This is a genomic window from Marinobacter antarcticus (genome assembly GCF_900142385.1).
Taxonomy (GTDB): Bacteria; Pseudomonadota; Gammaproteobacteria; order Pseudomonadales; family Oleiphilaceae; genus Marinobacter; species Marinobacter antarcticus.
This window is the reverse complement of sequence record NZ_FRAQ01000001.1, coordinates 506,219-532,179: the sequence shown is the minus strand read 5'-3', so window position 1 is coordinate 532,179 and position 25,961 is coordinate 506,219. Positions and strand designations below refer to the sequence as shown.

Below are 25,961 nucleotides of genomic sequence, written 5' to 3'. Positions count from 1 at the left end.
ATTCATGCCACAGCAACCGGATAGCAATGCGGTTAAACAGTATCTGCTTGGCTTGCAGGATACGATATGCCAGCGTCTCGAAGCGCTGGAAGGCGGTGCAGAGTTCGTTCGTGATGCCTGGGATCGTCCCGAGGGCGGCGGCGGTGTGAGCCGTGTGATCAGCGATGGCAGGATCTTTGAAAAAGGTGGGGTCAATTTCTCCCACGTGATGGGAGATACCATGCCTGCGTCTGCCACGGCGCACCGCCCCCATCTGGCAGGTGCACCCTGGCAGGCTATGGGTGTCTCACTGGTGATTCATCCGAACAACCCTTATGTGCCAACCTCCCACGCCAACGTGCGCTTCTTTATCGCGACTCCGGAAAACGGCGAGCCGGTTTACTGGTTTGGCGGTGGTTATGATCTGACACCCTATTACGGCTTTGATGAAGACTGCGTGCACTGGCACGAAACTGCCAGAGCTGCCTGCGCGCCGTTCGGCGCCGATACTTATCGACGCTACAAATACTGGTGCGACGATTATTTTTACCTGCGCCACCGGGATGAGCCACGGGGCGTAGGCGGGCTTTTCTTCGACGACCACAACACCGGTGACTTTGAAAAAGATTTCGGGCTGATGAAATCCGTGGGTAACAGCTATATTGATGCTTATGAACCTATTGTCCGGCGCCGTATGGATCATACTTACGGTGAGCGTGAGCGGGATTTCCAGCTTTACCGGCGTGGACGCTATGTGGAATTCAATCTGGTGTATGACCGTGGCACGCTGTTCGGTTTGCAGTCCGGCGGGCGCACCGAGTCTATTCTGATGTCTTTGCCGCCGCTGGTGCGCTGGGATTACAGCCGGGTGCCGGTAGCAGGCAGCGAAGAGGCACGCCTGACCGAGCATTTTCTCACCGGGCGCGATTGGCTGGCCGATGACGCGAAGTAAGCGAGGTAGGGAATGAACAATGAGTTTTATGCGGTGGTTGGCCACCCGATAAACCACAGTAAATCGCCCAGAATCCACAGTTTGTTCGCCAGCCAGACGGGTGAACCGGTGGAGTACACCGCTGTTCAGGCGCCTCTTGATGACTTCGCGGCAACGGTTCGCCGGTTCTTTGAGGGCGGCGGCAAGGGGCTGAACGTAACCGTCCCCTTCAAGGAGCAGGCCTGGGAACTGGCCGAGTGCTTTGCCGCGAGAGCCGAAAAAGCCGGTGCAGCCAATACGTTGTATCAGAACAGTGCAGGGCAACTGGTTGCCGACAACACCGATGGCTATGGGCTGGTGCGTGATCTGGCAACCAACCATGGCGTTCAGCTCCAAGGCGCCCGAGTGCTGGTTCTGGGCGCGGGTGGCGCCGTACGTGGTGTTTTGGGCCCCTTGCTTGAACAGCAGCCCGCCAGCCTGACCATCGCAAACCGAACGGTGGCCAAGGCCCAGGCACTGGCTGCGCTGTTTGCCGATGAGGCAGGCACTGCAACCCTGAGCGCGTGCGGGTTTAACGAGCCGGATCAGCCGTTTGATGTCATTATCAACGGCACCAGCGCCAGCCTGCAGGGAGACCTGCCACCTCTTTGTGCAAATGTGATCGCGGCCGGCACAGTGGTTTACGACATGATGTACTCTTTACAGACAACAACGTTTAATCAGTGGGCTCTTGATAACGGAGCTGTCCGGGTATTTGATGGTCTGGGTATGCTGGTTGAACAGGCAGCCGAATCGTTCCGGGTGTGGCGGGGAGTGCGTCCGGAAACGGCGCCGGTCATTGATGCGTTGCGTAACGACTGAAAGGGTGCTTCGCAGCCAGGCCAGTCTCAGAGACAACAATCCGTAAGGGCTATTCATGGATATTCTTACCCTCGTAGGGCTTGTCGCCGGTATTCTGATTGTTATTCTGGCGATGCTGGCAAACGCTACGCTTCTGACTTTCCTTAACCTGCCGGGCCTGGCCATTGTTATTGGAGGCACCTTTGCGGTAACGCTCATAAAATTCCGCATGTCCTCTGTGATGAGCGCCTTTCGTCTGGCTATGAGTGCTGCATTTACCGATAAAGTTGACCGACCTACGGAGCTGATCCGCGAGGCGGGGGCGCTGGCTCTGGTGGTGCGCAAAGAAGGCGTTCTGGGCCTGGAAAACCACCAGACAGGCAATGAATTCCTTCAAAAAGCCATCAATCTGTGTGTGGATGGCCATCCGCCTGAACTGGTTGAGGAGGCGCTGGCTCAGGAATCCCAGCAGATGGCAGAGCGCTACGAAGTGGCTGAACGGGTATTCCGGGGTATTGGCGAGTCTGCGCCGGCTATTGGAATGTTGGGTACCCTGGTGGGTCTGGTACAGATGCTCAACTCGCTGGATGATCCATCCTCCATTGGCCCGGCCATGGCTGTTGCCTTGCTGACAACACTATACGGCGCTTTCATTGCCCAGCTGATTGCGCTTCCTCTGGCGGACAAGCTTCAGCTTAAGGCGGAAGATGAAAGCCGCAACCAGATTTTGATCATTACATCCATCCGCAACATCATGCGCGGTGAAAACCCCCGAGTAATGACAGAACTGCTCTCCTCGTTCGTAACGCCGGATCAGCGCACCGGACTGGCGCCGGAGCGGGAGGCCTGAGGTTTTGCAACAGATCCGGAAAAACAGCAAACCCCGGTTGAAGAACCAGACACCTGCATGGATCGTTACCTTCGCCGATCTTGCCACGCTGCTGCTGACCTTTTTTATTCTGCTGTTGTCTTTCGCGGAAATGGATATTGAAAAGTACAAGGCGATGGCGAACTCTATGTCCGTTGCGTTTGGCTCCGCCAATGTACTGGCTGACGATATCGGCGGCTCGCCGATTACTCTGGTGGAATCAGACACAGCATCCCTGCCAGAGCCCACTGAAACCCAGGCCCGGGAGCCGGAATTCATCGATGAGCGTGCGCCAGAGTCTGCTGCCACCGCTATTTCTGGTGGCGTCATAGATCTGGCCAGCAGAATGATCGGTGAACTGGAAAACGAAGTGGCGTCCGGGGCTTTGAGCGTTAATTACGACAAAAACAAAGTGGTTATCCGTTTCTCCGAGGAAGCCACTTTCCGCTCCGGAGAGGCGGCCATCAAACCGGAGATGATCCCCATCATCGAGCGGGTGGTGGGAGTACTGGCGGGTTGCACCGGCGATGTGCTGGTTTCCGGCTACACCGACGACCGGCCTATCTCCAGCAGCCGATATCGCTCCAACTGGGATCTTTCTGCAGCCCGTGCTGTGTCCGTGGTGCATGAACTTGTAATGAGTCAGCAGGTGCCTGCTGAACGCGTAGTTGCCGCCGGCCGCGCAGAAACTAACCCCCTTGCCCCGAACGATACAGCTGAGAACCGTGCGCTGAACCGCCGGGTGGAAATCGCCATTCGCGATCCCGAGTGTGATGAATCCATCTCCACGGGAGACCTGCCGGTGGAAATCTTGCCCTGAGTACAAAATGAGCGAATAAGGAGACAATGGATATGAGTGGACCGGATAAACCCAAAGTCATTGGCGAAGAGTGGAGCGATGAGCGTGTAAAAAGTTTTCTCGTACCCCCTCCCAAAGGTGAAGGTTCGGATTACACCACGCTGCTTAAAGCCTATCAGGCGATGATAGCCGGAGATTTTGAACGGTTTATAGGTTTCTTCGTGGAATCGGGCGGGGATCTCAATGCGGTGAATGACAGTGGCGAAACCCTGCTGGATCGAATCGCTGAACATCGGAAAAGCGTGGACTATGTCCGTACGTTAGAAGACGCAGGCGCCAAAAAAAGTTTTTAAGGGTGGTTTTAAAGACTGCCAAAGTGCCGGTGCAGAAATGGCCGGAATCGGCTCATGGATGCGCCCGCTGTTTGCAGATCGGGCCTGGTGCCCAGCTGGAATCCTGGTAGCTCACCGGATAGAAACGGTGTAACCAGCGCGGGATCGCCACTGATGATGTGGACGATCACATCCCGACTGGCGTTCTCGCCAGTTATCAGCGGGGCGGGTTGATGATCGCCAAGAATAATCATCAATGTGTTCTCTTCTACATATCGGGCTGCGAAACCACTGGCAACGGTCAGGGTATACGCTATTGCCTTGGCATAGTGGTCACGAACGCGGTCCGGATCGCGCCAAAGCGATGCGGGCGCTTCTCCCGCGCCCTTCCAGCGCTCAAATACTTCCCCGTTACCAATGCTTTCCCAATCCTCAAGAACCGGCAGAATCGGAACCCAGGGCGCATGGCCGCTGATGAGCGCCAGCTCGGCGAACAGCGGCTCGGGCGATCGCTCGCGCAGTGTCTGAAACCAGCGCCAGGTATACTGATCCGGCATGGTCACCCAGTTGAAAGGCGGCCCCTGATAATCCATATTTTCATGATTGTAGATGTTTTCGTACCGGAGTAGCCGACCTTCGGGCCAGGCTTGGGTAATAGCAGGCATCACCGCCAAAGTCTTGTGGCCTGTGCTGCGAAAGTCGTCAATCAGGGTGGGATAGTTGCTGCTGAGAAGAGTCTCGTAGGCGAGCTGGTTATGAACCCATTGCCCACTGAGCACCGAGAGATGCCCAAGCCAGGACTGTCCGCCCTGGATAGGAGATTGCAGCCTCCCGGTTACGACTGTGAGGCCTGCCGAGTCCAGTTCTTGGGCCATGGATTCCAGGCGCTGGTCGATCATTGCATGGTAGCGATCGTCCGTCAGGGTGGATATACCATAGGATTCAAGAAAGCCAAGGATCACATCCTTACCGGCCAGCTGCGCTAGCGGTTGCGGGTTTTGGCCAGCCTCCGGCTGATTCCGAAGTTGCTCGGCAAAGGCCTCGGTCGCCTGATAGGTGTGGGTTGCCAGGGAAGCCTGATTGGCCACGAATGCCAGCGCTGGACTGCCGATAAGGGGGGTCGCCGCCCCTGCAATGGCCAGACCGGTGACCAACAGAAGCGGTTTAGCGCGATTTCCGGGCGAGTGATATCGAAGACGTTCCAGGCTTATATGAAACAGCCAGCCCAGACTTGCCAGAAGGCCCACGAGAAGCACCAAAGCCAGAGCTGCCATTATTGCGCCCAGGTTGGTCTCCAAAAGGTTCCAGGCGGCACCCAGCAGCCCGACCTCCAGATAGAGGTTCAGTCCTCGTCCCAGGCTTTCACGCACCAGAGCGTCCACCAGAACCAGGAATGCCAGTGCGCTGTAGGTCACCGCCAAAGTTATTGTGATGCGGTTGTGTCGATATTGATCCGGCAGCAGGCAAAACAGCGCCCAAAGAGCAATGGCCTCAATCGACAGCCAAGGCATCTCCCCCGGTAAGGCCATAGCCGGAATCAGGAACAGACCGTTAAGAAGCAACAGCCAGAGGAGCATCATAACGCACGTTCTCCATTACGGCTCACAGACACGGGTAATACGGAGTCAGACTGTTGTACAGATCACTCGCTTACGCCTCGTTAAGATACTCATCTTTTAGCCGGACGTAATTTGCGGCGGTGTATTTGAAGAAACTGCGCTCCTCCTCGGACAACGCTCTTGCCTTTTTGCAGGGAGAGCCGACGTAGAGGTGACCGGATTCCAGTTTTTTCCCAGGTGGTACCAGGCAACCAGCGGCGACAATCACTTCATCCTCCACCACTGCGCCATCCATAATGATACAACCCATACCCACCAGTACCCTGCTGCCAATGGTGCAGCCGTGCAATAGCGCTTTATGCCCCACGGTTACATCGTCGCCAAGGATGAGCGGATAACCCCCCGGGTTATAATCGCTGGCATGGGTGATATGAAGCACCGAGCCGTCCTGAATACTGCAGCGGTCACCAATGCGGATCTTGTGCATATCGCCCCGCACCACGGTCATCGGCCAGATGGAGCAATCGTCACCGGTTTTGACGTCACCGATCACGACAGCACTGGGATCCACCAGAGTGCGTTCTCCTAAATCTGGCGTGATACCCTTGTGAGAACGTACATTCGTCATTACATATACTCGATAGATGAGATTATTCCCCGAACTCCGCTCCCGGGGCCCAACAGTCTAGCGTTACACCTGTCACGCTACTTTACCAACTCATTGCTGAGAAGGGGATCCATGAATAACCCGTTACTGACTGATGATTTGCTGCCGAAGTTTGATCATGTGCGCACCGAGCACATGGAAACGGCAATTGACCAGATTCTCAGCGAAAACCGCATGAAAATAGCGAGCCTCGCCCAGAACGAAGATCCTGACTGGGACACCCTCGTGCAGCCCATGCAGTCTCTCGATAACCGACTGAGCAACGCCTGGTCCGTCATCTCGCACCTCAACGGCGTCATGAACAACGACGACCTGCGCAAAGTCTACAAAAACTGCCTGGAAAAGCTCACCGAGTACAGCACCGAAGTCAGCCAGAACACCGCCCTGTGCGAAGCCTACAAAAAACTCGCAGCCCGGGAAGACTTCAGCGAACTGAGCGAAGCCCAACGCAAAGCCGTGGAAAACACTCTGCGAGACTTCCACCTTGGCGGCGTCGACCTGCCCGACGATCAGAAAAAACAGTACGCGGCCTTGTCCCGCGAATTGTCCGAACTGTCCAACCGCTTCAGCGACAACGTTCTGGATGCCACCCAGCACTGGTTCAAACACATCACCGATGTGGAAGAACTCGCTGGCATACCAGAATCTGCAATTGAAGGTGCTAAACAAGCCGCCAGCCAGAAAGAGCTGGATGGCTATGTGATCACCCTGGATTTCCCTAGCTTCTTCCCGGTCATAACCTACTGTGACAACCGCGAGCTCCGTCGCGAAGTCTACGAAGCTTTTGTTACCCGCGCGTCCGACATGGGCCCGGATGCCGGAAAATGGGACAACACCCAGGTAATGGCCGAAATTCTTAAACGCCGCCACGCCCTGGCCAAACTGCTGGGCTTTAACAACTACGCCGAGCGCTCGCTGGCCACCAAAATGGCCCGGGATACCGACGAGGTTCTGGGCTTTCTCACTGAGCTGGCTGCCAAGTCCAAACCGGTTGCCGAGAAAGAGTTTGCCGAGCTCAAGGCGTTCGCTAAAGACGAACACGGCCTCGACGACCTGAACGCCTGGGACGTGGGCTACTACAGCGAAAAACTGCGCCAGCAGCGCTACGACATCTCACCCGAAACCCTCCGCCCCTGGTTCCCTGCCGACAAGGTAGTACCGGGCCTGTTCCGGGTCGCGGAGAAACTGTTCGACGTACAGATTGAAGCCAGACCCGAGGTGGAAACCTGGCACGAAGACGCCACCGCCTACTGCATCAGCCGAAACGGTGAGCCGATCGCCTGGTTCTACTTCGACCTGTTTGCCCGCCAGGGCAAGCGCGGTGGCGCCTGGATGGCAGACTGCCGGGTACGCTGGCGCAACCTGCGGGGCCAGCTGCAGTTGCCGGTAGCCTTCCTCACCTGCAACTTTACACCTCCGGTGAACGGCAAACCGTCGCTGCTCACCCACGACGAAGTGACCACCCTGTTCCACGAATTCGGCCACGGGTTACATCACATGCTGACCCAGGTGGAAGTCATGGATGTGTCCGGCATCAGTGGCGTGGCTTGGGACGCCGTCGAGCTGCCTAGCCAGTTCCTGGAGAACTGGTGTTGGAACCCCGACTCCCTGGCGCTGATTGCCAGCCACTACGAAACCGGAGAGCCGTTACCGGAAGACCTGTTACAGAAACTGCTGGCGGCCAAGAACTTCCAGTCCGGCATGGCTATGGTGCGGCAGCTGGAATTCTCTCTGTTCGATTTCCGCATGCACGCCGAATTCACCGAAGAGGCCCCCACTAATCCGCTGGACGTGCACCGCAAAGTGCGTGAGACCATCGCGGTAGTGGAGTCCCCGGAATTCAACCGCTTCCCGAACTCGTTCGCGCACATATTCTCTGGCGGATACGCAGCGGGCTATTACAGCTACAAGTGGGCGGAAGTGCTGGCTGCGGATGCTTTCTCGTTGTTCGAGGAAAAGGGAATTTTTGATCCTGATACCGGAAGAGCGTTTTTGCAGAACATTCTTGAAAAAGGCGGATCACAGGAACCCATGGAACTGTTCAAGGCGTTCCGTGGCCGCGAGCCTCAGGTGAATGCTTTGCTGAAGCAGACAGGCATCACGGACGAAGCGGCCTGATCCAATTCTCTCCGGTGGTCGTTATAGCCACCGGAGACTTTAATCTGGAGTTACGTTGTGGCTAGCCCTAAACGTTTTATAGCCGGTGCGGTTTGTCCCCGCTGTGCGGAGATGGACAAGATCATGATGTTCACCGACGATGCGGACGAGCAGATTCGCGAGTGTGTGGCTTGTGGTTTTACCGATGCGGTATCGGATGCCGAGAAGCCTGCGGGCCCTGAGTTGACGACTCGGGTTAACACGCGTGATAACGAGGATGATCATACGGTTAAGCAGGTTGTTTTTTTTAAGGCTGGGTCTGATGAGGACTAGAGATTTTAAGGATTTTAGCCTGCTAGCTTGAGAGGGGAACGAAGGTGCGGGGGTACTTTCTGGCGGAAAAAAGATGTCTGAGCGCAGCGAGTTGCTTTTTCCAGAAGAAAGTACCCCCGCGGCTTCGCATCCCCCAAAACCAGCAGGCTACGAAACGAAGGCAAACTCCAAAGTCAGAGAACCATAGCCGCCAACCACCCAAAGCCCAACAGCGGCAGGTTGTAGTGCAGGAACGTGGGCACTACGGAGTCCCAGATGTGGTTGTGCTGGCCGTCTACGTTCAGGCCGGCGGTGGGCCCAAGGGTGGAATCGGAGGCCGGGGAGCCTGCATCACCCAGAGCGCCGGCAGTGCCTACCAGGGCGACGATGGCAAGAGAACTGAAGCCCATTTCCAGTGCCAGGGGCACGTAGAGGGCGGCGATGATGGGGATGGTCGAGAACGATGAGCCGATGCCCATGGTGATCATCAGACCGACCAGCAGCATCAGCAACGCCGCCAGAGGCTTGTTGCTGCCGATCATGTCGACAGAGCTTTGCACCAGAGTCGCGATTTCGCCCGTTTCCCGCATAACTTCCGCAAAACCCGAGGCGGCGATCATGATGAAGCCGATCATGGCCAGCATTTTCATGCCTTCGGTGAACAGGTCGTCGGCCTCTTTCCACTTCACCACGCCAGAAAGGTTGAACAGCAGGAAGCCTGCCAGTGCACCGAGAATCATTGATCCGAGCCAGAGCTGAACCACGAAGGCGATCACAATGGCGGCTAGAGCCATGGCCAGTGTGCGCGGGTTGTAAGCGATGTTGACGCGCTCGGTGCGGGTAATGGCCTCCAGATCGTAATCGCGTTCGCCACGGTAGGTGAAAAACACTGCAACCAGCAGGCCGCAGAGCATCCCCAGAGCTGGCAGGGCCATGGCCCGCATTACGCTAAGGCCTTCTGTTTCGCCCCCGTTGGCGCTGATTTTGGCCATCAGTATGTCGTTCAGGTAAATACCACCGAAGCCGATGGGCAGGAACATATATGGCGTAATAAGACCAAAGGTGAGCGCACAGGCGATAAGCCGGCGATCCATTTTCAGCTTGGCCATTACGTAAAGCATGGGCGGTACGACCAGCGGGATGAACGCGATGTGAATGGGCAGGATGTTCTGTGAGGACAGGGCAATCAGCACCAGTACGCCGATAATCATGTAACGCACGCTTTTTGCCGCTGCGCTGTTTTCCTGCTGGCCAACCATGGCGAGGGTTTTGTCCGCCAGCGCGTGAGCCAGGCCAGATTTGCCGATAGCAACGGCAAAGGCACCGAGGGTGGCGTAGGACAGGGCTACGGTAGCGCCGCCGCCAAGGCCATTATTAAAGGCGGCAATGGTGGCTTCCAGGGACAGTCCGGCGATCAAACCGCCGGAGACGGCGCCTACAATAAGGGCAACTACAACGTGGATGCGGGCAAGGCTCAGCACGAGCATGATCAGCACCGCGGCAACGACGGCATTCATGGGAAAACTCCGGGTACGCGTAATGGTTTATCCGACCTTCTTGTGAAGGCCGGTATCATGAAAGCGCGGTAATTTGCAGTAATTGGCGGGCTTAGTCAAAGGGCTTGTGTAACGGTCAGGCTTTATCAATACGCGCAAAACGTGGAACCTGCTCCCCCGCCACGTTTACGGTTTCGCGGAACATGCTGAGGGGGCGCACCCAAAGGCTGTAATCGCCATACAGGCAGCGATAGACCACCAGTTTTTCTTCGGTTTCGCTGTGGCGGGCAATGTCGATCACTTCGTAATCCTTGCCCTTATAGTGCCGGTAGCGGCCCGGGCGGATGTCGTTCTTGCGTTCAGTCATCCTGCACCTCTATTTTTGCTGCGGAATTTCTGTGTTGTAGCTGTTCAGTGCCACCCGCTTAAAGATGGCGAATATCCGGGTACAGCGGCAGCAGTCGTTTAATCAGCCGGTTCTGCGCGGTTGTTGGTACATGGTTTTCTTCCATGGCCAGAATAAGATTCTCAGCCAGGGCGTTAAACTGGGTGTCTGTAATTCCCATGGCTGCATGCAGCTCACGCATTTCGCGTCCTGAATATTCACAAGGGCCACCACTGAGTTCACACAACTGATCTGTAAGGTTGCGATGGAACTGCGCAACATCCATACCTTTGAACTGTTCATTGATGCGTTCGTCATCCACGATGAGGTAAAGCAGGTCTTCCACCACATTGGCGATACCGGCGCGCTCACCAAGCTGCAGGTACAGGCTGTTGTCCGGCTCGCTGTGAAGACTCTGGCAGCCGCTCGCAACGAGGCCTGCCATAATCATGAGTGCAGCCACATACATCTTTATTGTGCTCAGGCGCATTGTCAGAAACTTCCCTGCAGAGACAGATAAACACCCTGTTGATCTGCCAGGGTTGCAACATCACCCAGATTGACGAACGCAGCGGTCACCGCGAGCCGGCGATCCGGCACCCAGGCAATAAACATGTCCCACCAGTCCTCTTCACGGGCAAAACTCAGGTTATCAGGCTTCTGCCGGAACTCGGTGCCCAGCAGCCATTGCCGGTTAATAAACACACCGACACCGGCTTCAGCCATGACTTCATAGCCGTTATTCAAGTCGCCACCAAAGCCTAGCAGCCCGCCCTGGTTGGCACGGGTTCCACGCACGGTGGCGTTTACCAGCAGGTTGCGGCCAAATACAGCGGCGAAAAACACTTTCGATCCAGAAAAATAGACGTCCGTGCCGCTGTCATCCCGGGCACCGATGGCTTCGGGCACGATGAAATCCCGCTGTCGTTTGTGCTGTACGCCTGCAGACCACTGGCCCCAAGGGCTATAGAGGGCGTCGCCGAGCAGCCGTACTTTCACCCCGAAGATGTCCTGGTTGAGCTCATCCTGCTCCAGCCCGAAGCCGTTTTTAAGAGTGAATGCCAGGCTGTCGAGATCCAGGGTCTGGCGTGCGACGGTAACCTCAATCCGGTTGTTCCAGTTTAAGCCTGCACCGGTAACCGAGAGTGTGTAGTCGCCTACTTCAGCGCGGCTCAGAGCGAGTGTGCCACCCCATTCCTCGTCACTGGCGTAACTGCCAAGCAGAGCCCAGGGCACCAGCCCGCCACCGGCGCTGCCTTCTATGGTGGTAACGCCACCTGTTGCCCAGAGACGGCTGCCGACATCCGCCATGGCCACAGGCGTTGCAAGAAGCCCCAGGGTTAATAGCGACGCGAACGTTCCGGCCCACAGTTTGTTGATAGAGGGTGTCATGACGAATGCTCTGGCATAATCTCGGCCAGATCGAGCTGACGCTCTGCAAGGGCTACGGCAGTCTGTGCAAGGTCATCTGCAGAAACCGGGCGGCTCAGATAGAACCCCTGGCCAAGATCGCAGCCCCAGGTCTGTAGCAATTTCCAGGTTGCCAGGTTCTCGATACCTTCTGCGACCACCTTGAGACCAAGGCCATGGGCCATATCGATGGTGGATTTTACAATCAGCTGATCCTGAGGCTCGGAATTCAGCTTTAACACAAAGGATTTGTCTATTTTCAGTTCCTGCACCGGCAGTTTGCGCAGCTGTGACAGCGAGGAATAACCGGTGCCAAAGTCGTCAACGGATAGGGTAACGCCCAGATCCCGCAGGCGGTTCAGCGTGGCCATGGCCTCTTCCGGGTCGTCCATCAGGGCGCTTTCTGTTACCTCCAGAGTGATTCGCGCCATGTTGTGATGCCAGCCGCCAAAAATACTGGCTACGCGATCGGTCAGCGCCGGCCAGGTCAGATCCATTGCGGAAAGATTGATCGCTACGCCCGCATCCAGGCCGGCGTTGAACCAGGCGCGGGCATCATCGGCAACTCGCTGCAGGATATGATCCGTCAGATCGTGAATCTGCCCGGACTGCTCCGCCAGAAAGATGAACTCTTCCGGTGATATGAAGCCCAACTCCGGGTGTATCCAGCGCACCAGAGCCTCCACTTGCAGTAACTGGCCTGTGCGGTTATCCAGTTTGGGCTGATAGTTCATATGCAGGCCACCGTGTCTTATCGCACTGTGCAGGTCCGAGACCAGCTTCAGTTCGCGCAGGTGGTTCTCATCCTGCCCAGGCTCGTACCGTGTGACCGCAACGCCCTGCTGCAGGGCCTGCTCGAAGGTCAGGTTTACACGCCTTCTCAGCTCATTGGTGTTGCTGGCATCTGCGGGCAATTGCAGTGTGATCAGGTTAGTGCGTAGTGAAAATGGGGTATTGTCGATATTTAAAGGCGCTTCCACGGTGTCATGCAGAGCCTGTGCTCGCTGCTCCAGGGTTTCCGGGTCTTGTTCGGAAACCAGTGCCAGAAACTCTCCGCTACCGGTGCGGGCAATCAGGCTGGCATCCGGGAGTTCATCACGTAGCCGTTGCGAGAGGCCCAGCAGTACCTTGTCGCCAAACTCCAGGCCAAGAGTATCGTTGATATCGGAAAGGTCTCTCACGCGCAGGCCGATCAGGCTGAAGGACTCTCGGGCCTTGAAGCCTTCTTTCGCAGTGTGCATCAGGGCGTTACGGTTACCCAGACTCGTGACCTCGTCATGGGTTGCGGCATGGCGAATTTCCCCTTCGCGCCGGGTGAGGCGGGCCAGTGTATCGCGCAGGGCATCCCGGAGCTGCCGGAGCTCACCGCCGGTGCGAATGTCAGGCGCTTGCGGATTATCTCCCCGCCCGACTGCCTGGGCGTAGTGGGCAAGCTGCAGCACTGGCCGGCCCAGGTATCTGGCCGTTAGCAGTGCCAGCACTATGGCAAACACCATAATCACCGCGACCAGCAGGCCTATTTCCAGGGCTCGGCTGTAGTAGTTCTGCAGGCTGGCCTCTCGGCTGGTCATCAGAACTGCCTCGAAGGTGTCTTGCCCGGATGCGCCGAGATTCAGGGTGCGGGTGAAGTAGCGGGCGCTCTCGATAAAGTTCTTGCCACCGGAAGACCTGAGCAGCGCAGGTTCCACGGTGCTGTCGATATCGGCAGATGCCGCAAAGCTGGTGAAGCCGCCAGGATTATTCGCGCTTGCACGGAAAATGATGGAACTTCCGCTGAGCCTGGCGATTACGTTTGCCAGTTGCTGATCCATCGCGAAACCGGCCACCAGCCATGCCCGTAATCCGGGCGCTACCACGGGGACAATGAGAACTTCGTAGCCGCGTTGATCAATGGTCAGGAGTGAGCGATCAGCTCCGCTTCTGCGAGCATTGGCAAGTTGCGAGGGGGTAATGTCGGGCAGAGCCCGGGATAGCGTGGAGGCCAGAAGCTCCCCCTGGCTATTCAGCAGCAGCGCAAAATCCGCCCCGACTCGCCCGCTGTGGTTTTCCAGGGCGCTGCTCAGGGTTGCAGGGTCGCGGCTGGCGATGGCAGAGCGGAAGCCAAAATCACGAACAATGACATTCAGCCGGGAGAGTTCGAGATCAGTGCGGCGCTCAATTACCTCGTTGGTCAGACGCTCGGCTATGGTGAGTTGTTCCAGCGCCCGGAGCTTTTCATCCTCGAACAGATACACCATCAGCAGCGCGCCAATCAACAGGCTGACCAGAGCAACCAGAGCAACCATGGCCGTAACCAGGCGGCCGCGGAACCCGATGCGGTTAGTCATGCCGCTCATCAAAGCTCCCGGAAGCGTTTCTGAAGATGATCCATCGGGCCTTCCTGGAGTGGCTCGGGCTCCAGTTCAATGCTGACGGTTTCTGTAGCAGCGTTTGCGAGACTGGAGGCATCGATTTCCCGAACCACCGGCCTGGTGTTATCCGGCAGGCGAGGATGCCAGATATTCAGGCTCAGTGAGCCGGTTGCCTGAGCGGCGCCGAAGTCCAGCGCCAGATTTACCTCTCCCTGCTCATTGGTTTGCCCGATGGCGCGGGTCTCGGCTACCACAATAAACGCCTGCATGTGGTCGTGAATATTACAACCAAGCTCGACAACGCCTGGCTGATCAAACACAACGGGTGCTTCGGGCCTGCCAGCATAGAGTTCGAGATCAAAGGTTTTCGCCGGCGAGAAGGAATAGACGTGATGCTGGGTGTTGTCCTGGTTGGGGAAATCCACGCTTGAGCCTGTAGGCAGAATCAGTATGTGGGGGTGAAACATGCGATCTTTCTGAATCATTTCTGCCCGCACAGGAGCGGCCCTGCTGCCGTCATTCATATACACCACAGCGCCGGTCACCGGGCCGGTCCCATCAGCAAGCTGAACCCGGACTGTCAGTTCATCTGACAGTCCGGGAGCCGGCAACAGACAACAGCCCAGCAGTAAAACCGTTTGTATCTTCATTAGGGCTATGAGCCTTTCAATTGCGCAGAACCTTCCAGAGCCGGGTAGAATCAGGCCAGACCAGAGCCCAGAGAGAAGCGGATATGATTGCGGATCAGGAGGTTTTCCCAGTAGCGCCGCATCCAGTTCCAGGCATCATTATTCACCTGCTCAACGAAGGGGTCGAGGTTCAGTTCGTAATAGTCCGGCGTACCTGCAATCTGCAGCACGGTTACGGTGATTGAATCGTCCAGTTCGTTTGCGAAAGGCTCGCCAATAAGTTCGTGAACCAGCAGATTAGCACGAGTTGCTTCCATATCGACAAGCCCGCCGGTTCGGATGGAGTGATTATTTTCGTGCATTTCCTCCATCAGGCGGTGGCATAGATAGGCGCGGATCAGAAGCCCATCCAGGCCATCGTAGCGCACCAGAAATGCCGACGGCTCGGTAAAGTAACCAATTGCCGCCTTCACAAACGGATCAAACAACTGTGCTGTGCCCGCTTCCCGCGCGCAGGCATCCACACACTCAATGAGCCTGGGTGCCATTTCAATGTATTCGATAGCGAACTGGAACAGACAGTTGGCAGGCTTGTACCCCTTAATCGTGACAGCAGAAGGCAATGCCGCTGCCTTCTCGTGCAACTGCTTCAGAAAGGTGCCCGAGCGGGCCTCCTTGCGCCGCGCGTGGTCAATGATCTCTAGGACTGCCTGTGGAGTCATTTGAGGGCATGCCGGTGTCTGAACAAATTGAGGTCGCAAGGCGCCTCCTGTAACGGGCAACAATTAACCGGACAACTATAAGCGGCGGCTGGTTACTGCCACGAGATGCCCGTCTTTTCTGACAAGTGTAGACGAGATTTCGTGAGCTGCGATTTCCGGACTGTCAGATATTGTTAACAAGCGCACCAGGGTTACCGGGTACTGAACCATCGGTCGTTGCGAGTATGTGACCAGCACAGCCAACCCATACTCGCTGCGCGGGCGAGCATAAGGCAGATGAGTGAAAACCAGAGCCCGTGGTTACCCCAACCTGTGGTCAGCCACCACACGGGTGCAAAGACGCCCAGCGCGGAAAACAGCATGGTGTTCTGCATATCCCGGGTGCGCGTAGCGCCAATGAATACACCATCAAACAGAAAGCCCCATACGGAGGCGAGAGGTAGCAGCCAGAGCCAGGGCAAGTATTGCCAGGCGGTGGTGCGCACCTCTTCAATGCCGGTCAACAGAGCGATCAGACTGCGGCCACCAACAACGAACAGAATGGTCAGTAACAGTGAACCCCAGAGGGACCAGCGTAACGCGCAGCGGAACACCACAAAGAACTGCCGCCGGCTGTCCCTGCCAACAGATTCGCCGATCAGGGCTTCAGCGGCATTGGCGAAGCCGTCCAGAGCATTGGAGATCAGAAGCAGGAAAGTGATCAGCACCGCATTGGCTGCCAGTATGGTGTCGCCCTGGCGGGCTCCCTGAGCCGTAAAGAACGCCAGCACGAGCAGCAGGGCGATGGTGCGAACCATGATGTGGCGGTTTACCTGAAGAATGGCCAGGTAGTCCGCAAGCTGCCCGAATAATTCCCTGGTGAGTCGTTGTCCATCTGGCATACGGCGCAGCACAATGGCGAAACCGATGATTGCGGCTCCGTACTCTGCGATCACCGTGGCAATGGCCACCCCCCGGCTGTTCCAGCCCAGTACCGTTACGAACAGCACATCCAGAACGATATTCAGCCCGTTGGCGACGATAAGCATGACCATGGGGCCCCGGGGAAACTGGGTTCCGATCAGCCAGCCCACAAGCGTGTACTGACACAGCACCGCCGGCGCGCTCCAGATTCTTATGGCGGCATATTCGGCGGCAAGCTCGGTAACGCCTGCGCTCGGGTTCATCAAGGTCAGTCCGGTCTGTATCAAAGGCTGATGGCACAGAATGAGCAGCAGGCCGATGCCAACCGCCAGCATGACTGAGCGCAACAGCAGGGCAACCTGGCTGAAACTGTCGCGCTTCCCCCAGGCCTGCGCGGCGAGCCCCGTTGTGCCCATGCGCATAAAGCCGAACGTCCAGTACAGGAGGCTGAACAGGTTGGCGCCAACCGCCACTGCGCCAAGGTATTCCGGGGTCTCGAGATGCCCGAGCACAGCGGTATCCACCAGCCCCAGTAATGGAACAGTGAGATTGGTGAGCATCAGTGGCCACGCCAGAGCCCATAAACGCCGGTCTGTAACCGACAGTCTGAAGGTCATATTCGATTTAATTCTTAAAAAGTGTTGGTTAGTATTTTTAGGTTTAGCCAATTTTTCGTGTTTTCTTGATCTGTGTCTATACTCGACGTTGATGTATCTATAAGCAGGCTTTCACTCTGAACTGTCCGGTGAATGCGAGAGCACCGGTAAGAATCAGAGGGATAACGCAAAATCCTACAAGAATAACACTCTGTGGAGACACAGCATGCGCGTGCACGCTCAGCGGGCGGGTGCCCTGTTAGGCGGTCTGTCGTTCCCCGCCCTGTCCCTTGCGGACTGGACGGTAAACATGACCCCCGGGGTGACCGGCACCAGTAACGATATTTTCGACCTTCACATGATAATTTTCTGGATCTGCGTCGCCATCGGCGTTGTGGTATTCGGGGTTATGTTCTGGTCTATCTTCGCCCACCGCAAGTCCCAGGGCGCGAAACCTGCAAACTTTCACGAGAATACGCTGGTTGAGGTTCTATGGACGCTCATACCGCTAGTCATTCTTGTCATTATGGCGATTCCCGCCACCGCAACTCTGATAGACATGTACGACACCACAGAGTCGGATATAGACATCAAGGTCACCGGCTATCAGTGGAAGTGGCAGTACGAGTATATCAACGAAGATTTCGGCTATTTCTCCAACCTTGCGACACCCGCGGAACAGATCAGTAACCGTCAGGTCAAGGGCGAAAATTACTTGCTGGAAGTGGATAACCCGATGGTGATTCCGGTGGGCAAGAAGATCCGCTTCCTGCTGACGGCAAACGACGTCATTCACTCCTGGTGGGTGCCGGATTTCGGCGTCAAGAAAGACGCCATTCCCGGTTTTATCAATGAGGCGTGGACCCGCGTAGACAAGCCGGGCACCTATCGTGGCCAGTGCACCGAGCTGTGTGGAAGGAACCACGGCTTTATGCCGGTGGTTGTAAAGGCGGTGCCGGAAGAGGAGTACAACACCTGGGTTGCCGGACAGAAAGCCGAGGCGGAGAAAGAGCGTGAGCTGACCCAGAAAGACTGGACCATGGAAGAGCTGATGGTGCGCGGTGAAAAAGCCTACGCTACCACCTGTGCCGCCTGTCATCAGGCGGATGGCAGTGGCGTGCCTCCTGCATTTCCTGCGCTCAAAGGCAGTGCCATCGCCACCGGAGATATAGCCGCCCACATCGACATTGTGGTGAACGGAAAATCCGGTACGGCAATGCAGGCCTTTGGCGGCCAGCTGAATGAAGTGGATCTTGCGGCCATCATTACCTACGAGCGCAATGCCTGGGGTAATAAAGTTGGCGACATGGTCACACCGAAAGAAATCTTCGATTACAAGAATGCACAGTAATCAACGCCAGATAACAGATATCACCAGCCACAATAATTGGCGGTAACGGGGGTTTTTAATGAGTGCGGTTGCAGATACCCACGCACAGGATCATCACCACGGCCCAGCGAGCGGCATCAGCCGCTGGCTGCTGACTACCAACCATAAAGATATCGGGACGATGTACCTGATATTCAGCTTCACCATGTTCCTTCTGGGCGGAACCATGGCGATGGTTATCCGGGCAGAACTGTTCCAGCCGGGGTTGCAGATTGTTCAGCCGGAATTTTTTAACCAGATGACCACCATGCACGGCCTGATCATGGTGTTTGGTGCCGTTATGCCTGCATTTGTAGGGCTGGCAAACTGGATGATTCCACTGATGATCGGCGCGCCGGATATGGCCCTGCCACGGATGAACAACTGGAGTTTCTGGCTGCTGCCCTGTGCCTTCCTGATACTGGTTTCAACCCTGTTTATGGAAGGCGGTGGCCCCAACTTCGGTTGGACATTCTATGCTCCGCTTTCCACAACCTACGGGCCGCCAAGTACGACCTTCTTCATTTTTGCCATTCACATCATGGGTGTGTCGTCGATCATGGGCGCTATTAACGTAATCGCCACCATACTTAACATGCGGGCGCCGGGCATGACCCTGATGAAAATGCCCATGTTCGTATGGACCTGGCTGATCACAGCGTTTCTGCTTATCGCGGTGATGCCGGTGCTGGCGGGTGTGGTAACCATGATGCTGATGGACATCAACTTCGGTACCAGTTTCTTTAACGCGGCCGGTGGCGGCGATCCGGTTCTGTTTCAGCATGTGTTCTGGTTCTTCGGGCATCCCGAGGTGTACATCATGATTTTGCCGGCGTTTGGAGCCATATCGCACATCATTCCCGCGTTTTCCCGTAAGCAGCTGTTTGGCTATGCCTCGATGGTTTATGCGGTGGGGGCTATTGCGATGCTTTCATTCCTGGTGTGGGCGCACCACATGTTCACTGTCGGCGTGCCCGTCGCCGGGCAGTTGTTCTTCATGTACGCCACCTTGTTGATTGCCGTACCGACGGGGGTAAAGGTGTTTAACTGGGTGGCCACCATGTTCCGGGGTTCGCTCACGTTCGAGACTCCCATGCTGTTCGCCATCGCCTTTGTGATCCTGTTTACGATCGGCGGCTTCTCCGGTCTGATGCTGGCGATTGCACCGGCGGACTTCCAGTACCACGACACCTACTTCGTGGTTGCCCACTTCCATTACGTACTGGTGCCTGGTGCCATATTCGGTATCTTCGCTTCGGCATACTTCTGGTTGCCCAAGTGGACCGGTCACATGTATGACGAAACCCTTGGTAAAACCCATTTCTGGCTGTCGTTTGTCGGGATGAACCTGGCGTTCTTCCCAATGCACTTCCTGGGTCTTGCCGGTATGCCCCGCCGGATTCCGGATTATGCTCTGCAGTTTGCAGATTTTAATATGGTGTCGAGTATTGGTGCCTTTATGTTCGGCTCTACCCAACTGCTGTTCCTACTGATTGTTGTGAAGTGTGTCAGAGGCGGTGAAAAAGCAGCTGCCAAGCCCTGGGAAGGTGCAGAGGGTCTTGAGTGGACGGTGCCTTCGCCAGCGCCTTACCACACATTTGCCACTCCGCCCGAAGTCAAATAGGGGGCTGGCAACATGGCTGAGCAACCGGCAAATAACGCGCCCCCCCAGCGCAGCAATGCGCGGGTTGTAGGCTGGTGCCTTGCCAGCGTAGTTGGCATGTTTGCCTTTGGCTTTGCGCTGGTGCCTCTGTACGACGTTTTCTGTGACATTACGGGCATTAATGGCAAGACCAGTGGCCGTTATGAATCCACGGAGCTGACGACTGCAGACATGACCCGCACCGTCAAAGTACAGTTTGTGGCGCAGAACGGGCCGGACATGCCATGGGTTTTTCGTCCGGTGGCGCGAAGTGTCGAGGCTCATCCCGGTGAGGCGATTAAGGTAAATTTCTACGCCGAGAACCCGACCGACCGGGATATGGTGGCGCAGGCGGTACCGAGCCTGTCGCCATCCGAGGGAACTTTGTATTTCCATAAAACAGAGTGTTTCTGCTTCAACCAGCAACCACTGGCTGCCGGTGAGAGTACAGAAATGCCTCTGGTTTTTATTGTGGACCGGGATTTGCCCAGCCACATTACCAAACTGACGCTGTCCTATACGCTGTATGACCAGGGCGAATCACAGGCTGCTGCGTTGAAAACAACAATAATCGATAATGGATAAGCCATCGGAGATTGCTATGGCGGACTTTCAGACCTATTACGTTCCTGAACAGAGCAAGTGGCCTATTGTTGCGACTGTGGGCTTGGGGGTTACCCTGTTCGGGGCAGCCTCGATTATGGTCAGCAGCAAACAAGGCGGGAGTACGAGCGGCGACTGGATGATATTCGCAGTCGGCATACTGATCATGATTTATATGTTATTTGGCTGGTTTGGCACCGTCATCAAAGAAAGCCGCTCTGGCCTATACAGTCCACAGATGGATCGTTCGTTCCGCTGGGGTATGAGCTGGTTTATTTTCTCGGAAATCATGTTTTTTGCGGCGTTTTTCGGAGCGCTCTTCTACGCCCGCGTGTTTGCTGTGCCCTGGCTCGGCGGCGAAGGCGACAGGGGCAGTTCCAACATGCTCTGGGAGGGTTTTCAGGCGACTTGGCCGTTGATTAACAATCCGGATCCGGAAGCCTTCCCGGCACCGGAATCCGTGATCGGCGCCTGGGGCCTGCCGCTTGTGAACACCATTCTTCTGGTTACTTCGTCATTTACCGTGACGGTTGCCCACCATGCGCTCAAAGCCGATAACCGGAAGAAAGTGAAAATCTGGCTTGCAGCCACAATCGTGCTGGCGCTGGCATTTCTTTCTCTGCAGGCAGAGGAATATCTGCACGCCTATCAGGAGCTCAACCTGACGCTTCAGTCCGGTATCTATGGCAGTACCTTCTTCATGCTCACCGGTTTCCACGGTGTTCACGTAATGTTGGGAACGCTGATGCTGATCATCATGCTGATACGCATTCACAAGGGGCATTTCACAGGGGACAACCACTTCGGATTTGAGGCAACTTCCTGGTATTGGCACTTTGTGGATGTGGTCTGGCTGGGCCTGTTTGTGTTTGTGTATGTCATCTGATGCAACAATGATTTGCCGTCAGGGAGTCGGGTGCAGTGTCAGGCTCCCTTGCCATATTGACAAAATAATGACGACCAGCAAAAGCACGCTTAGTGTTACCCGAACGGCGAGGGAGTTCACCACCCGATTGGTTTTACCGCCATCTTTGATGAGGAAAAAAAGGCCGCTGAAAAGGCTGACGATGACGGCGAGCATGAGAAAAATAATAAGGGCTTTGAGCATAAAAATCTCTCTGGTTTTTTGTTCTGGTTGCTGCCACATTTACTATAGCAGACCATGACTGAGCCAAAGAAAAACTCCCGACAATGGCGTATTGATTGGCGATTAATGGTTTTTACGGGTGCCTTTTTGCCGCTATTGATAGCGCTGGGTATCTGGCAACTGAATCGGGCGGAAGAAAAGCAGATCATACTGGACCAGTGGCAACAGGAAGCTCAGAATCTAGATTGGCCGGAACTGGTGGCCAGAGGGCTGGAGAACGGCAGGCCGGTTACAGTTACCGGGCTCTTTGGTGAGCGCAGCTGGTTGCTGGATAACCGGACCCGTGATGGTATCGCCGGTTACGAGGTGCTGACAGCTTTTTACCCGCTTGAGGGCCCGCCAGTTCTGATAAACCGAGGGTGGGTCGCGGCCCCGAGAACCCGAAATGAATTGCCAGATGTAACTCCCCCTGAAGGTATATTCAGTATGACCGGTCGAATAGGCCCGTACCCGGAGCCGCCGGTTCTGTCCAGCAAGTCAGTACAGGCAGAAGGCTGGCCCCGTCGGGTGCAGATGCTTCCAGGACCGGTAGCGAGAGCTGAGATTGCGAGGCTGCCTGGTGCCATTATCCGGCTGCAGAACAGCGAGCAGCCGGGAGCTTATCGTGCCGACTGGGAGCCGGATCGGATGGGGCCACAAACACATTACGGATATGCGACACAGTGGTTTGCGCTTGCAATGGTGCTGACTGTATTGAGTGTAGTAGCGAGCTATCGAAAGACAGGAACCAATAATGACAATGACAATGGCTGACCGGATGCCACAGCAGGAAGATAAAGACGGCCCGACGCCCGAGCAGGCTCGCAGAGGCCGGCGTACCGCGTTTTTATTGTTTGCCCTTGGCTTCGGGCCGATGATCCTGGCCACGCTCATGTTCTATACCGGCTGGTTGAACCCGGCAGGACACACCAATCAGGGGGTGCTGATCAACCCGACGGTGCCTGTGGCGGACCTCAGCCTTGAAACGCTTTCCGGTGAGCCGCTTGCCGAGAGGTTCAGCGCAGCACAGGCTGAGCCCCAATGGTTGCTTTTGGTCGCAGCCGGCGAGTGTGACAGCCGTTGTGAAGAGCTGCTCTATTTGGCGAGGCAAGCAAATATTGCGTTGGGCAAAAACGCCAACCGTGTCTCCAGAGCCGCTGTGCTGGGTGGTATTACCGGTGATTTGGCTGCGCGCTGGCCTACTGAGTACCGTTTAATGGAGCGCCTGGTGCCGGCGCCGGGCACAACACCAGCTTGGCCTGTGGGTATAAACCCGGAAAAAGAGCCACGCATCATGCTGATTGATCCTTTTGGAAACGTTATGATGCACTATGGTCCGGAAAATTCTGGCAAGGACATGCTCAAGGATCTGAAACACCTGCTCAAACTGTCACAGGTGGGCTGAGGCTCAGCCTGGAGGAATTACCTTGAATCATTTGTCCACCAGCAGTCAGCCAAAAGCACGAGCCATGTTGAACTGGGCTACGTTTTCGGTTCTTCTCGCCGTAGTGGTGATCATGCTTGGCGCCTGGACACGGTTGGTTGATGCGGGCCTGGGCTGCCCGGACTGGCCGGGGTGTTATGGCTTCTTGACCGTGCCCCAGAGCGATTCACATGTTGCGATTGCCAATGCCCGTTTCCCGGATACACCCGTGGATGTGGCCAAAGGCTGGCCTGAAATGATTCACCGTTACGCTGCCGGCACGCTGGGGCTGGTGGTGTTCGGCTTGGCTGTCAGCGCGGTGCGTCAGCGCCGGAGTGGCGTCCCCTTCAAATTACCCCTCTTCATTGCCGGTTTTATACTGCTGCAGGGTGCCTTCGGTATGTGGACGGTCACCCTTAAGCTTTGGCCCCAGGTTGTTGCCTTGCACCTGCTGGGTGGTTTTACAACACTGAGCCTGCTTACGTTGTGGGTGCTTCGGTTGCGGAAGTTTTCGGCTGATCAGGTCGCGGCGGCGGCCACAACGCCTGCAGCTTCGGCAAAGCCGTCAGAACTGGGGGCCAGCCTGGCGGGTTTCCGCCCGTGGCTTTTCGGTGGTTTGCTATTGATCATTATGCAGATTGCGCTGGGTGCCTGGACGGCCGCGAATTATGCGGCAGTCGCCTGTACAGACCTGCCAACCTGTCAGGGTCAGTGGTGGCCAGAAGGCATGGATTTCCAGCACGGTTTTGACATTACCCAGCATGTTGGTCCTAACTATCTGGGAGGGCAGCTCACAGCGGACGGACGAGTGGCGATTCACGTAACCCACAGGGCAGGTGCCTTGGTGGTTCTGGCCTATTTTTCAGTTCTGTTGGTATTGATCTGGCGCCGGAACAATAATCGGGAGCTGCACGGCCCCATCCGGCTGGTTGCAGCAGCACTGGCGGCGCAGGTTGCTCTCGGTATTGCCAACGTTCTATTCTATATTCCCCTTCCGGTCGCAGTTGCCCACAACGCCATGGGCGCTGGCCTGCTGCTGTCAGTCATTTACCTGATCTGGCGGCACCATCAATTGCAGCCACAGGCTGAAACAGCAACACATACAACAGCAATGAAGCAGGAGGTTACGGCATGAGTGAGCAAGTGGACGTACTGCCGGCCCAGGTAGTTTCCAGTCAATCCGCCGGTTCGATTTCCTGGCGGGATTACCTGGAGCTGACCAAGCCCCGGGTTGTGGCGCTGATGATCCTGACATCGGTCATCGGCATGCTGCTGGCGACCTCCGAGTTACCCAGCTGGAGTGTACTGATCTATGGCAATATGGGCATTGCCTTTCTTGCGGGCGCTGCTGCAGTAGTCAACCACGTTGTCGATCAGAAGATTGATACCGTGATGGCTCGCACCCGTAAGCGCCCGGTGGCCACAGGCAAGATCTCCCCTTTGGAAGCAATCACGTTTGCCGCGTTGCTTGCTTGTGTAGGTATGGCGGTATTGATGTGGCAAGTGAACGACTTGACCGCATGGCTCACCCTGGCTTCTCTCGTGGGTTACGCCGGTGTCTATACTTTGTTCCTGAAGCGGGCGACCCCTCAGAACATCACCATTGGCGGCCTGGCCGGTGCCATGCCTCCCCTGCTGGGCTGGACGGCGGTGACCGGGCAAGTAGACGGCCATGCTCTACTGCTGGTTTTGATCATCTTCGCATGGACACCCCCCCATTTTTGGGCGCTGGCCATTCACCGTAAAGAAGAATACGCCAAAGCCGGCATCCCCATGTTGCCCGTTACCCATGGCAACAAATATACCGAACTGCACATCCTGCTTTACACCCTTATTTTGCTGGCGGTCAGCCTGCTACCTTTTGTCACAGGCATGTCCGGCTGGATTTATCTGGCTGGTGCTCTGGCCTTAGGCCTGCGCTTCCTCCACTACGCCATACGGTTGCTGAAAGGCGACGATCGCCGTGTAGCTCTTAACACCTTCAAATACTCCATCACTTACCTGATGGCCCTGTTTGTGGTACTTCTTGTAGATCACTTTGTATATTTCTGACGCTACACAGGTTCACGGGGAGGAGGGGGATGTCTTTTCTGCCGGGAAAAATGTCTGAACGCAGCGAGTTGTTTTTCCCAGAGGAAAAGACATCCCCCTCCTCCGTACACTGTGTCGAAGCAGAGCTTGGCTAGCGGAGTCGTAATGAATCGTTCGGTGAAAATCACCTTATTTTTCCTTTTTTTATTTGTAATTCTGGTTTTCGGCCTGGTCGTTGGGCGGCAGGTATTTACGGTGAGCAATGGCGAGCCGACCCCAGCCCCGGATCTTGCCGAGATGAACACCTATGTTTATGACCAGCCACGGCCTCTGGCAGAGTTCACGCTGATTAACGAAAACGGGGAAACCGTTACCCGGGAAAGCCTTCGGGGCCGGTGGACGTTTGCGTTTGTGGGTTACACAAACTGCCCGGATATCTGCCCGGCGGCTATGGCCAATCTGCGTCGAACAGACAAACTACTGTCGAAGGAGTTGCCGCAGCCAGATTACCTGCTGGTCAGTGCGGACCCGGAGCACGATACACCGGAGCAGCTCAAATCCTATACCGGATTCTTTGGCGAGAACTTCCATGGATTGACCGGGGATCTGGAAACACTGCGGGCGCTGGCGACAAGTCTGAGTGCGGTTTTTGTGCATCGGCAGGTGGACGGCGAGCTGTTAGTAGACCACAGCGGGCATTTTGCACTGGTGAACCCGGATGGCGAGTTAGCGGCACTTATTCAACCGCCCCACAACCCTGAGCATCTGGCAGAGGCTTTTGAGCGCATTTACAAGTGGGCTAAAGCCAATCGTGAAAACGCCCGTTCCTGAGCCGGTTGAGCAGGCATCTCTGCCAAGGTCAAACTGACATAGTGGCGCGACTCGCATAGA

General features: G+C 56.1%; 27 protein-coding genes. 16 read left to right on the top strand and 11 right to left on the bottom strand.

The window, feature by feature from the left end; genetic code table 11:
* Positions 1-4 precede the first annotated feature (4 nt).
* Genes hemF through BUA49_RS02515 form a run of 5 tightly spaced genes read left to right on the top strand, consistent with a single transcriptional unit; the run spans position 5 to position 3,770 of the window.
* Positions 5-931: an oxygen-dependent coproporphyrinogen oxidase gene (hemF, locus tag BUA49_RS02535; RefSeq protein ID WP_072795274.1), complete on the top strand. Its 927-nt coding sequence runs from the start codon at positions 5-7 to the stop codon at positions 929-931.
* A 12-nt stretch (positions 932-943) separates the two neighbouring features.
* On the top strand, positions 944-1,771 hold the full coding sequence (aroE, locus tag BUA49_RS02530) for a shikimate dehydrogenase (RefSeq protein ID WP_072795272.1): 828 nt from the start codon (positions 944-946) through the stop codon (positions 1,769-1,771).
* A gap of 55 nt (positions 1,772-1,826) precedes the next feature.
* Positions 1,827-2,600 (top strand): MotA/TolQ/ExbB proton channel family protein, encoded by a 774-nt coding sequence (locus BUA49_RS02525; protein WP_072795270.1) that lies wholly within the window; start codon positions 1,827-1,829, stop codon positions 2,598-2,600.
* Between the two features lie 4 nt (positions 2,601-2,604).
* Positions 2,605-3,438: a flagellar motor protein MotB gene (locus BUA49_RS02520; protein WP_072795268.1), complete on the top strand. Its 834-nt coding sequence runs from the start codon at positions 2,605-2,607 to the stop codon at positions 3,436-3,438.
* A gap of 32 nt (positions 3,439-3,470) precedes the next feature.
* Positions 3,471-3,770, top strand: a complete 300-nt coding sequence (locus BUA49_RS02515; RefSeq protein ID WP_072797611.1) for a PA4642 family protein — start codon at positions 3,471-3,473, stop codon at positions 3,768-3,770.
* 8 nt (positions 3,771-3,778) lie between these two features.
* On the opposite strand, the gene BUA49_RS02510 is transcribed toward BUA49_RS02515, so the two are convergent.
* Positions 3,779-5,329: an alkaline phosphatase family protein gene (locus BUA49_RS02510; protein WP_072795266.1), complete on the bottom strand. Its 1,551-nt coding sequence runs from the start codon at positions 5,327-5,329 to the stop codon at positions 3,779-3,781.
* Positions 5,330-5,399: 70 nt separating this feature from the next.
* The gene (locus BUA49_RS02505; RefSeq protein WP_072795264.1) at positions 5,400-5,936 is read right to left on the bottom strand and encodes a gamma carbonic anhydrase family protein; all 537 of its coding nucleotides are present in this window, start codon (positions 5,934-5,936) and stop codon (positions 5,400-5,402) included.
* Positions 5,937-6,047: 111 nt separating this feature from the next.
* Between BUA49_RS02505 and prlC the strand changes: the two genes are divergently transcribed.
* Both prlC and BUA49_RS02495 read left to right on the top strand, forming a co-directional pair.
* Positions 6,048-8,093 carry an oligopeptidase A gene (gene prlC, locus BUA49_RS02500; RefSeq protein WP_072795262.1) on the top strand — a complete coding sequence of 682 codons (2,046 nt, stop codon included), beginning with the start codon at positions 6,048-6,050 and terminating at the stop codon, positions 8,091-8,093.
* 57 nt (positions 8,094-8,150) lie between these two features.
* The gene (locus BUA49_RS02495; protein ID WP_072795260.1) at positions 8,151-8,405 is read left to right on the top strand and encodes a YheV family putative zinc ribbon protein; all 255 of its coding nucleotides are present in this window, start codon (positions 8,151-8,153) and stop codon (positions 8,403-8,405) included.
* 173 nt (positions 8,406-8,578) lie between these two features.
* On the opposite strand, the gene BUA49_RS02490 is transcribed toward BUA49_RS02495, so the two are convergent.
* From BUA49_RS02490 to BUA49_RS02455, 8 genes are all read right to left on the bottom strand, one after another.
* Positions 8,579-9,901, bottom strand: coding sequence for a Na+/H+ antiporter family protein (locus BUA49_RS02490; protein WP_072795258.1), 1,323 nt, complete (start codon positions 9,899-9,901; stop codon positions 8,579-8,581).
* A 115-nt stretch (positions 9,902-10,016) separates the two neighbouring features.
* Positions 10,017-10,247 (bottom strand): DUF1653 domain-containing protein, encoded by a 231-nt coding sequence (locus tag BUA49_RS02485; protein WP_072795256.1) that lies wholly within the window; start codon positions 10,245-10,247, stop codon positions 10,017-10,019.
* A 58-nt stretch (positions 10,248-10,305) separates the two neighbouring features.
* Positions 10,306-10,755, bottom strand: coding sequence for a group I truncated hemoglobin (locus tag BUA49_RS02480; RefSeq protein WP_072795254.1), 450 nt, complete (start codon positions 10,753-10,755; stop codon positions 10,306-10,308).
* Positions 10,756-10,757: 2 nt separating this feature from the next.
* A complete protein-coding gene (locus BUA49_RS02475; protein ID WP_072795252.1) occupies positions 10,758-11,657 on the bottom strand; it encodes a DUF3034 family protein in 900 nt (299 codons plus the stop codon).
* Positions 11,654-14,011 (bottom strand): putative bifunctional diguanylate cyclase/phosphodiesterase, encoded by a 2,358-nt coding sequence (locus BUA49_RS02470; RefSeq protein ID WP_072795250.1) that lies wholly within the window; start codon positions 14,009-14,011, stop codon positions 11,654-11,656. Before BUA49_RS02470 ends, BUA49_RS02475 begins: the two co-directional genes overlap by 4 nt.
* Complete coding sequence (locus tag BUA49_RS02465) at positions 14,011-14,676, bottom strand: methylamine utilization protein (RefSeq protein WP_072795249.1); 666 nt, start codon at positions 14,674-14,676, stop codon at positions 14,011-14,013. The genes BUA49_RS02470 and BUA49_RS02465 overlap by 1 nt, the downstream gene beginning before the upstream one ends.
* A gap of 50 nt (positions 14,677-14,726) precedes the next feature.
* Positions 14,727-15,377 carry a hypothetical protein gene (locus tag BUA49_RS02460; RefSeq protein WP_072795247.1) on the bottom strand — a complete coding sequence of 217 codons (651 nt, stop codon included), beginning with the start codon at positions 15,375-15,377 and terminating at the stop codon, positions 14,727-14,729.
* A gap of 191 nt (positions 15,378-15,568) precedes the next feature.
* Positions 15,569-16,897, bottom strand: coding sequence for an MATE family efflux transporter (locus BUA49_RS02455; protein WP_072795245.1), 1,329 nt, complete (start codon positions 16,895-16,897; stop codon positions 15,569-15,571).
* Positions 16,898-17,102: 205 nt separating this feature from the next.
* On the opposite strand from BUA49_RS02455, the gene coxB reads away from it, so the two are divergent.
* Genes coxB through BUA49_RS02435 form a run of 4 tightly spaced genes read left to right on the top strand, consistent with a single transcriptional unit; the run spans position 17,103 to position 21,376 of the window.
* The gene (coxB, locus tag BUA49_RS02450; RefSeq protein ID WP_072795244.1) at positions 17,103-18,227 is read left to right on the top strand and encodes a cytochrome c oxidase subunit II; all 1,125 of its coding nucleotides are present in this window, start codon (positions 17,103-17,105) and stop codon (positions 18,225-18,227) included.
* Positions 18,228-18,285: 58 nt separating this feature from the next.
* Positions 18,286-19,869: a cytochrome c oxidase subunit I gene (gene ctaD, locus BUA49_RS02445; protein WP_072795243.1), complete on the top strand. Its 1,584-nt coding sequence runs from the start codon at positions 18,286-18,288 to the stop codon at positions 19,867-19,869.
* A gap of 12 nt (positions 19,870-19,881) precedes the next feature.
* Positions 19,882-20,472 (top strand): cytochrome c oxidase assembly protein, encoded by a 591-nt coding sequence (locus BUA49_RS02440; protein WP_072795242.1) that lies wholly within the window; start codon positions 19,882-19,884, stop codon positions 20,470-20,472.
* Positions 20,473-20,488: 16 nt separating this feature from the next.
* A complete protein-coding gene (locus BUA49_RS02435) occupies positions 20,489-21,376 on the top strand; it encodes a cytochrome c oxidase subunit 3 (RefSeq protein WP_072795241.1) in 888 nt (295 codons plus the stop codon).
* 18 nt (positions 21,377-21,394) lie between these two features.
* Here BUA49_RS02435 and BUA49_RS02430 read toward each other — a convergent pair whose 3' ends face one another.
* Entirely contained in the window at positions 21,395-21,598 is a 204-nt protein-coding gene (locus tag BUA49_RS02430) for a twin transmembrane helix small protein (RefSeq protein ID WP_072795239.1), read from the bottom strand.
* A 54-nt stretch (positions 21,599-21,652) separates the two neighbouring features.
* On the opposite strand from BUA49_RS02430, the gene BUA49_RS02425 reads away from it, so the two are divergent.
* The 5 genes from BUA49_RS02425 to BUA49_RS02405 all read left to right on the top strand — a co-directional run bounded on the left by BUA49_RS02425 (position 21,653) and on the right by BUA49_RS02405 (position 25,901).
* Positions 21,653-22,390, top strand: coding sequence for an SURF1 family protein (locus tag BUA49_RS02425; RefSeq protein ID WP_072795237.1), 738 nt, complete (start codon positions 21,653-21,655; stop codon positions 22,388-22,390).
* Positions 22,371-23,021 (top strand): hypothetical protein, encoded by a 651-nt coding sequence (locus BUA49_RS02420; RefSeq protein ID WP_407656651.1) that lies wholly within the window; start codon positions 22,371-22,373, stop codon positions 23,019-23,021. The genes BUA49_RS02425 and BUA49_RS02420 overlap by 20 nt, the downstream gene beginning before the upstream one ends.
* Before the next feature lie 64 nt (positions 23,022-23,085).
* Entirely contained in the window at positions 23,086-24,174 is a 1,089-nt protein-coding gene (locus BUA49_RS02415) for a COX15/CtaA family protein (RefSeq protein WP_139248768.1), read from the top strand.
* Positions 24,171-25,091: a heme o synthase gene (gene cyoE, locus BUA49_RS02410; protein ID WP_072795232.1), complete on the top strand. Its 921-nt coding sequence runs from the start codon at positions 24,171-24,173 to the stop codon at positions 25,089-25,091. Before BUA49_RS02415 ends, cyoE begins: the two co-directional genes overlap by 4 nt.
* Positions 25,092-25,235: 144 nt before the next feature.
* Entirely contained in the window at positions 25,236-25,901 is a 666-nt protein-coding gene (locus BUA49_RS02405; protein WP_072795230.1) for an SCO family protein, read from the top strand.
* Positions 25,902-25,961: the final 60 nt, after the last annotated feature.